We start from the raw sequence: 8287 nt of genomic DNA, 5'->3' as shown, positions 1-8287 counted from the left end.
ACTCCGTGTCCAAAAAGCCCATGGACATAACAGACTTAGCTCAAGTCCCCCGTTTAGTTCTGTTCAACTTTTTCGGTTGAGCGTCTGCTAGGTGGGGGATTTTTCTTTACCAACTAAACCTTGGGTCGACGTCTTCGGGGTCAAGATTTAGATAGTTCGCCACTAGTGCGGTGAGGACTGTCCCCAAGAGTTCTGCCCGCTCTCCAGGATTCTGTGCGCGTTCCTCGATGGGCATGCGGAAGATCACCATTCGTGCGCGGGTAGGACGGCCGGCCGAATCCACACCGGCGGGAACTACGCGTCCGAGAGGGACCGGGCCATCGGCAATGATTTCTTCAGGCAGCACGGTCATGTCTGCTGAAAGGCGCATGCGGGGAACTGTGTCCACAGCTAGGTCGAGGCCCGCGAGCTGCTCCGCGAAGGCGTTTTGAATCGGGGCGTAGGCCTCGAGGACTGCCATGTCGAAGCGCTCGCTGTTGCTGCGGAAACGCGGTGTCGTCTGTGGCAGGAGTGGGCCGCGCATGCCGCGTCCACGGCGATTGCGGAACGGGCGTACATGTGGGCGGCGCATGGTCATGAGCGTGATCTTAGGACTCTGCAGGTGCTTTTCGGTGCGGGGCGCGCCGAGTTCCGACTATTCAAATCTCAAGTAAGGGTTTAGACTCATTGCCGTGAATCATTCTCGTCATTGCTCTCGCCCAGGCTGCGGCCGACCTGCCGTGGCAACATTGACCTACGCATATTCACAGCAGACGGCCGTCGTTGGCCCGCTTGCGGAGGAGACTGACCCGCATAGCTGGGACCTGTGCGAGAAGCATAGCTCCCGCATCACCGCCCCCATCGGCTGGGAGATGGTGCGCGTGGATCGCATCGAGCTGGACGAGGAAGATGACCTCATGGCACTCGCTGAGGCCGTGCGTGAAGCTGGCCGTGTGACCACCGGCCTGGTGGACGATGGTGCTGGCTCCGGTTCTGACCCCATCGACTACGCCGCGAACTTCGATGGTGCAGATCCGGATAGCTCGAATCACCCGGTTTTTCGCACTCGACGTGTCAGTGAGGCGAAGCAACACCGTCGCGCCCACCTGACGGTTGTGCGGGACGAGAGTGAGGAAGCCGCGCTTAGCGACGTCGACCGCGGCAATCATCATCGCGTCAGAGAAGATTAAAAATAGAGAAGATTAAAAATCCTGTTCCTAGGCCGCTGTCCGTTCTTGCATATGCAAAAGGGGTAGTATTGCAGGTTATGCGTACTCGTGAACAGCTAGATGCCGTTATTAAGGCCTATGACGTCCGTGGCGTCGTGGGCGAAGATATTGATGAGAACTTCGTTCGTGACACCGGTGCTGCCTATGCCGCTATTTTGCGCGGTGAAGGGGAGACCAAGGTGGCGGTGGGGCACGACATGCGCCCTTCTTCACCGGCGTTGTCTGACGCTTTTGCGCAGGGCGTGGCTTCTCAGGGCTTGGATGTCATCAAGTTGAACCTGACTTCGACTGATGAATTGTATTTTGCGGCTGGTTCTTTGGATTGTGCGGGTGCGATGTTTACTGCCTCGCATAATCCGGCGAAGTACAACGGCATCAAGCTGTGCCGTGCGGGTGCTGTGCCGGTGGGGCAGGAGACTGGCCTGGAGGCTATCAAGGGCATGCTGATTGAGGGCGTGCCGGCCTTTGACGGCGAGCCTGGCTCTGTCAGCGAGCGCGAGGTGCTCCCGGACTATGCGGACTTCCTGCGTTCTTTGGTGCCGCTGGAGTCTTCACGTCCATTGGTTGTGGCGGTAGACGCTGCTAACGGCATGGGTGGCCATACGGTTCCGGCTGTGTTTGAGGGCCTGCCGTTTGATGTCCGTGATTTGTACTTCGAGCTGGATGGCACGTTCCCGAACCACGAGGCTAATCCGCTGGATCCGAAGAACCTCGTAGATCTGCAGAAGTTTGTCACTGAGCAGAAGGCTGATATTGGCCTTGCCTTCGATGGTGATGCGGACCGTTGCTTTGTGGTCGATGAGAATGGTGATGCTGTTTCGCCGTCGGCTATTTGTGCGTTGGTGGCGCAGCGTTACTTGCAGAAGTTCCCAGGTTCGACGATCATCCATAACCTGATCACGTCGAAGACGGTGCCGGAGCTGATTGCCGAAAATGGTGGCAGGGCTGTGCGTACCCGGGTGGGCCACTCGTTCATTAAGGCGCAGATGGCCAAGGAGAAGGCTGCTTTTGGCGGCGAGCACTCCGCACACTACTACTTCCAGGAGTTCTGGAATGCGGACTCCGGCATGTTGGCTGCGATGCACGTGCTGGCTGCTTTGGGGGAGACCGATAAGCCGTTGAGCGAGCTGATGGCTCAGTATTCGCGTTATGAGGCTTCCGGTGAGATCAACTCCACCGTGGCAGACCAGAAGGCTGCAACCCAGGCTGTGCTAGATGGTTTGGCGGACAAGATTGAGTCTGTCGACGAGTTGGACGGCGTGACCGTTGAGTTGAAGGGCACGGATGCGTGGTTTAACGTGCGCGCTTCGAACACTGAGCCACTGCTGCGTCTGAACGTTGAGGCGAAAACTGCTGATGAAGTCCAGGCCATCGTCGATGAGGTGCTTGGAATCATCCGCGCTTAGGCGCTTTCCCCGTGCGGGCGCCTTCGTGGCGACCATTCTTCTGTTCGTACCGTTGCCTGTAAATAGTGCCCTACAATTGTGTGTTTTGGCCCGCTATTTGCAGGAAAAAGGCTCCTGGATGCCGCCACGATTGTCGCACATCTCGGTCCATAGAGCTCGTACCTTTCCTTGTGAATAGTGAACCCGAACGGCTCATCTTTGCTGGCTTAATTGCAAGAATCGGTACATTCGCGGCGGCTGAGCCGCGCCGCCCCGGCTGCGCCGCAAAACACAAAAAGCGTCAGCATTGTGCTGGCGCTTTAATTCGGGAAAATTAGCCGCGGGAGTGGGAAACCATGTCCTCCCACTCGACGTACTTCTTGCGCTCGCGGCCCTCGGCCTCGCCGAGTGCGCGCTCTGCCGCATCGAGGTTCTTCCAGCCATCCCAGGAGAGGAACTCCACGCCCGCAGCCTTCAGGGTCTCCGTGATGTCCTCTTCGGAAGCGTGGGAGAGCTTGCCTGCCTCGGCGTCGTCAAGCAGCATGCCGATGGTCTCGGAGGCATCGGACTTGGTGTTGCCGATGAGGCCCACCGGGCCGCGCTTGATCCAGCCAGTGGCGTAGAGGCCAGGGACGATGGTGCCGTCGAGCTCGGTGACGTGGCCGCCGTCGTTGTTGATGACGTTCTTCTCGGAGTTGAAAGGAACGGTGTCGATAGCGTCGGAGCGGTAGCCCACAGCGAGGTAGACCGCCTGAACCGGCCACTCGGTGAACTTGCCGGTCCCGGAGACGGAGCCGTCGCCGTTGAGGGCGGTGCGCTCGGTCTTGATGCCGGTGACCTTGCCATTCTCGCCGAGGATCTCAACCGGCTGCTCGAACAGGTGAATCTGCAGGGTGTGTGGTGCTTCCTTCGGTTCGCGGATGGCGTAGCCCTCCAGGGTTTGGCAAACCAGATCCTGGGACTTGGAGTTGGCGCGTGCCTCGAGGGAAGCCTCGTCGTAGTCGATGTCCTCCGGGTCCACGACCACGTTGATGGTCGGGGAGTGGTCGAGCTCCTTGAGCTCCAGCGGGGTGAACTTTGCCTGTGCCGGGCCGCGGCGGCCGAAGACGCGCACGGTGTGAGCCTTGTTCTTGGACAGGGACTCGTAGACGTTGTCTGGGATCTCGGTGACCTTGAGCTCATCGCCGGTCTTGGCCAAGATGCGGGCGACGTCAAGGCCCACGTTGCCCACGCCCACGACGGCTACCTCTTCAGCGGAGAGGTCCCAGTCGCGGTTGAAGCGCGGGTTGCCGTCGTAGAAGCCCACGAATTCGCCGGCGCCGTGGACGCCCTCGAGGTCTGCACCCGGCACGTTGAGGGCGCGGTCTCCTACGGCACCGGTGGCGAAGACCACGGCGTCGTAGTGCTCCTTGAGCTGCTCGACGGTGAGGTCGCGGCCGATGTGCACGTTGGAGATGAGGCGGATCTGCTCGGTCTCCAGGACGCGGTGCAGGGAGTTAACGATGCCCTTGATGCGTGGGTGATCTGGGGCTACGCCGTAGCGGATGAGGCCGAAGGGAGCTGGCATCTGCTCGATGAGGTCGATCTGGACGTTGCCACCGGTCTTCTTGACCAGGATGTCAGAGGCGTAGATACCTGCTGGGCCAGCGCCGATGACGGCTACCTTCAGTGGGGCTTGCGACATGTCAGTAGTGGGCCTTTCCTCAAATCAATAAACAGCTAAAGAATTCGGTTACTGGTCGTAATACTAGCTGTTCTAGTTCTTTTAATGAATATTAGACTGATCAGTCTGCTAAAAGCGTGTGAGCGTGGGGTTTATTGAACCGCTTTCTGGAACGCTGGGCAACTTGATTATTTAGATTCTTCCAGCGTGGCGACGTTGCCCCAGCTCACAATGTAAAGAGTGGTGAAATTAATCCGTACCGCTTTGTCTATCGTTCTTAGACCGGTAGGTTTTTGTCATCCACGACGAAAGGCAAGTGTTCATCCCCATGACTACCGCAACGAAACCACAACGCAAGGCTCGTCCGCGCAAGCCCGAGGGGCAATGGAAGATTGACGGCAAGGAGCCGCTCAACACCGACGAGGAGATCAAGCAGGAAGACGGCGGCCTGTCCGCTCGCCAGCGCGTCATTGATATCTACTCCAAGCAGGGATTTAAGTCGATTCCGCCAGAGGATCTTGCCCCACGCTTTAAGTGGCTCGGCCTCTACACCCAGCGCAACCAGAACCTGGGCGGCGAGCTGACTTCTAAGCTGAGCAACACAGAGCTGCAGGACGAGTACTTCATGATGCGCGTGCGTTTCGACGGTGGCCGCGTGGACCCGGCCAAGCTGCGCACCGTGGGCGAAATCTCCCGTGATTACGCTCGCTCCACCGCGGACTTCACGGACCGTCAGAACATCCAGTTGCACTGGATTCAGATCGAGGACGTTCCCGCAATCTGGGAAAGACTGCGCGCCGTAGGGCTCGATACGCTGCTGGGCTGCGGCGACGTCCCACGCGTCATCCTCGGTTCGCCAGTCGCGGGCGTGGCAGAAGACGAGATCATCGATGCCACCCCGGCAATCGACGACATTGTGGAGAACTACCTGCCACGCGATGAATTCCACAACTTCCCGCGCAAGTTTAAGACCGCGATTTCCGGCAACCGCCGCCAGGACGTCACCCATGAGATTCAGGACATTGCCTTCGTCGGCGTCAACCACCCTGAATATGGTCCTGGCTTCGACTGCTTCGTTGGCGGCGGCCTGTCCACCAACCCGATGCTGTCCCAGTCCCTGGGCGCTTGGGTTCCGTTGGAGCGCGTTCCTGAGGTTTGGGCAGGCGTAGCCCGCATCTTCCGTGACTACGGCTACCGTCGCAACCGCAACCGCGCCCGCCTAAAGTTCCTGGTAGCTGAGTGGGGCATTGAGAAGTTCCGCGAGGTCCTAGAGACCGAGTACTTGGACGCACCGCTTCTCGACGGCGAGCCACTCGTTGTAGAGCCCGGTTCCCGCGATCACTTGGGCGTGCACAAGCAACAGGACGGCAACTACTACCTCGGTGTGAAGCCCACCGTGGGCCATGCCACCGGCGAGCAGCTAATCGCCATTGCCGACGTCGCTGAGAAGTTCGGTATCACCCGCATCCGCACCACGCCGATGAAGGAGCTCCTCTTCCTCGATGTCAAGGAAGAGGACATCCCGGCGCTTTCCCGGGCACTCGACGAGACCGGCCTGTATTCCCAGCCTTCCGAGTTCCGCCGGGGCGTCATCTCCTGCACGGGCCTGGAGTTCTGCAAGCTCGCGCACGTGACCACCAAGGCCCGCGCCATCGAACTCGTGGACATCCTCGAGGACACGTTGGGTGACCTGGACGTTCCGATATCCATTGCGCTCAACGGCTGCCCGAACGCCTGCGCCCGTTCGCAGGTCTCTGACATCGGCCTGAAGGGCCAGATTGTCACCGACGCTGACGGCAACCGCGTCGAGGGCTTCCAGGTGCACCTGGGCGGTGCGCTGGGCCTGTCCCCGGATTGGGGCCGCAAACTGCGTGGCCACAAGGTCATTGCGGACGAGGTGCCTGACTACGTCATCCGCTTGGTTAACAAGTACAAGGAGCAGCGCGCGGAAGGCGAGCAATTCCGCCACTGGGTTCTGCGCGCCGCTGAGGAGGATCTGCAGTGAATTTCCGACGCAAGCCCAATCCCAACCGCAACCACCCCATGTACTGCCCGTACTGCGGGGGCACCGGGCTCTTCCCGGATGAGGAAGGGGAGTTTGCCTGGAAATGCACTGAATGCCTGCGGATTTTCTCCGTGATGTTTCATGGTCAGGACGACGCTCCCGTCGCCCCGGCGAAGACTGTTTCTTCCAACGAGGCGTTGCAGCGATCGCTCCAGCGTCGCGGCCACGTCACTGCGATCCCCAAGGAATAACCATGACCTCCCTCATCACGTTGTCGCATGGTTCGCGTCACCCGAAGGCGGTAGCTGGCATCGAGGCGCTTACCCAACGCGCCGCCGCGCTTGCCGACGTCGCGCACTGGCAGTGTGCGCACCTCGAGTTCAACGAGCCTGACCTCGCCACGGCAGCGCAGCAGCTCGCAGCGCGCGGGGAAACCGAGGCCGTGGTGGTGCCGCTGCTTTTTATTGAGGGCTACCACCATCGCGTGGACGTGCCGGAGGCCATCGCTGCGGCAGAGGAAGCCTCCGGGCTGCGCCTGCTGCGCAGTGACTCGCTGGGCACTGGGGCCGACATGGCGCAGGTGCTGGCGCAGCGCGCAGGCTGCCAACCACAGTGCGCGCCGATGACCGATCATTTGGTCATCTACTCGGTGGGCTCATCGAATCTGCAAACCAACCAGGCCATTGCGCGCCTAGCGGTGCGGGTGTCTGACTTGACCGGCGTGAGTACCTCAGTGGCTTTTGCTACACGGGGCGGTAGGGAAGACGTCGCCAAGCAGGCGCGTATTTATGGCTCGGTGCGGGTGCTGCCGCTGTTCGTTACTGAAGGTCTACTTCTTGACCTGCTCGCGGAAGCCCCAGCGCATGTAGACTCCCCGCTAGGCGTTGACCTTGCGGGAATCGTGTCCCACCGCTTTGTTCATGCAGCGGGCCTGCCTTATCAGACTCGACAGCTTGTACAGATCGGACGATAAAAGATGCGATCCCTCATTCTTATCGCGCTAGGCGGTGCGGCGGCGCAGCTTGTCGACGGCGGAATCGGCATGGGTTTCGGTGTAACCTCGACCACCATTTTGCTGCTGGCGGGCCTAGGTCCTGCGCAGGCCTCCGCGGTGGTGCACACCGCTGAGCTGGGAACCACGTTGGTCTCTGGCTTGAGCCACTGGCGTTTTGGAAACGTGCATTGGCCTACGGTGTTCAAACTGGGCGTGCCGGGCGCCATCGCCGCATTCTTGGGAGCAACGGTGCTCTCCAACGTTTCGACGGAATCGGCTGCGCCCATCACGGCACTCATCCTCGTGGCCATCGGCGCGAACCTGGTGTGGCGCTTTTCCCGCCCGCGTCCTAAGCGCTCGGCATATAAGCGTCAGCACTCCACGGGCTTCCTTGCCGGCCTCGGCTTGGTAGGTGGCTTCGTGGATGCGACAGGTGGCGGCGGCTGGGGGCCGGTCTCTACGTCAACGATGATGGCCATTGGGCGGGAGCAGCCGCGACGTATTGTGGGCACGGTAAATACCGCGGAGTTCCTTGTGACCTTTGGCGCTACCGCTGGCTTCATCGTGGGGCTGTGGCACGAAATTGTGGCGCACCTGGCTGCGGTCATCGCGCTGCTCATCGGTGGCGCCATCACCGCCCCGATTGCGGCTTGGCTCATCTCGCGCGTTAACCCTGTGGTTCTGGGCGGGTTCGTGGGCACCGCGATTGTTGTCCTGAACGTGGGCAAGGTCATCGGGGGCGCGGAGACCTACTTCGGCTGGGAGCTCGCTAGCTGGGTGGTTCCGGTGGCGCAGGTTGCCATCGCTGTGGTCGCAATTGCGGCCACAGCTCTGGGCGCGCGCCGCACCAGGGCCGCGCGGGCGGCAGAGCTTGAAGCTGAAAACGCTGAGCGTGATGCGCACGCAGCGTTCCATGCACCGCGTGGACACTCGGCTCGCTCTGGTCGGGGATTCAAAGTCATCGCTGAACAGGAGCCAGAGGCTGATCACTGCGCGAAGCGGGCGTCGGTGCGCGCCCAATAGGGGCCCAAT

The 8287-nt window shown here is 60.6% G+C and carries 8 protein-coding genes; 6 read left to right on the top strand and 2 right to left on the bottom strand.

The window, feature by feature from the left end:
• Positions 1-106 precede the first annotated feature (106 nt).
• Positions 107-577, bottom strand: a complete 471-nt coding sequence (locus tag HMPREF3153_RS04365; protein ID WP_005528148.1) for a metallopeptidase family protein — start codon at positions 575-577, stop codon at positions 107-109.
• 94 nt (positions 578-671) lie between these two features.
• Between HMPREF3153_RS04365 and HMPREF3153_RS04360 the strand changes: the two genes are divergently transcribed.
• A complete protein-coding gene (locus tag HMPREF3153_RS04360; protein WP_080548590.1) occupies positions 672-1169 on the top strand; it encodes a DUF3499 domain-containing protein in 498 nt (165 codons plus the stop codon).
• Positions 1170-1246: 77 nt separating this feature from the next.
• Positions 1247-2614: a phosphomannomutase/phosphoglucomutase gene (locus tag HMPREF3153_RS04355; protein ID WP_005528151.1), complete on the top strand. Its 1368-nt coding sequence runs from the start codon at positions 1247-1249 to the stop codon at positions 2612-2614.
• Positions 2615-2927: 313 nt separating this feature from the next.
• On the opposite strand, the gene HMPREF3153_RS04350 is transcribed toward HMPREF3153_RS04355, so the two are convergent.
• Positions 2928-4277, bottom strand: a complete 1350-nt coding sequence (locus HMPREF3153_RS04350) for an FAD-dependent oxidoreductase (protein ID WP_070420122.1) — start codon at positions 4275-4277, stop codon at positions 2928-2930.
• Between the two features lie 307 nt (positions 4278-4584).
• Between HMPREF3153_RS04350 and HMPREF3153_RS04345 the strand changes: the two genes are divergently transcribed.
• Genes HMPREF3153_RS04345 through HMPREF3153_RS04330 form a run of 4 tightly spaced genes read left to right on the top strand, consistent with a single transcriptional unit; the run spans position 4585 to position 8278 of the window.
• Positions 4585-6261 carry a nitrite/sulfite reductase gene (locus HMPREF3153_RS04345; RefSeq protein ID WP_070420121.1) on the top strand — a complete coding sequence of 559 codons (1677 nt, stop codon included), beginning with the start codon at positions 4585-4587 and terminating at the stop codon, positions 6259-6261.
• Positions 6258-6512, top strand: a complete 255-nt coding sequence (locus HMPREF3153_RS04340) for a hypothetical protein (protein WP_046645119.1) — start codon at positions 6258-6260, stop codon at positions 6510-6512. The genes HMPREF3153_RS04345 and HMPREF3153_RS04340 overlap by 4 nt, the downstream gene beginning before the upstream one ends.
• 2 nt (positions 6513-6514) lie before the next feature.
• On the top strand, positions 6515-7234 hold the full coding sequence (locus tag HMPREF3153_RS04335; protein WP_070420120.1) for a sirohydrochlorin chelatase: 720 nt from the start codon (positions 6515-6517) through the stop codon (positions 7232-7234).
• 3 nt (positions 7235-7237) lie between these two features.
• The gene (locus HMPREF3153_RS04330; RefSeq protein WP_070420119.1) at positions 7238-8278 is read left to right on the top strand and encodes a sulfite exporter TauE/SafE family protein; all 1041 of its coding nucleotides are present in this window, start codon (positions 7238-7240) and stop codon (positions 8276-8278) included.
• Positions 8279-8287: the final 9 nt, after the last annotated feature.

The organism is Corynebacterium sp. HMSC06C06 (assembly GCF_001807295.1).
In the GTDB taxonomy this organism is placed as follows: domain Bacteria; phylum Actinomycetota; class Actinomycetes; order Mycobacteriales; family Mycobacteriaceae; genus Corynebacterium; species Corynebacterium striatum.
This window is presented reverse-complemented; position numbering and strand designations above follow the sequence as displayed.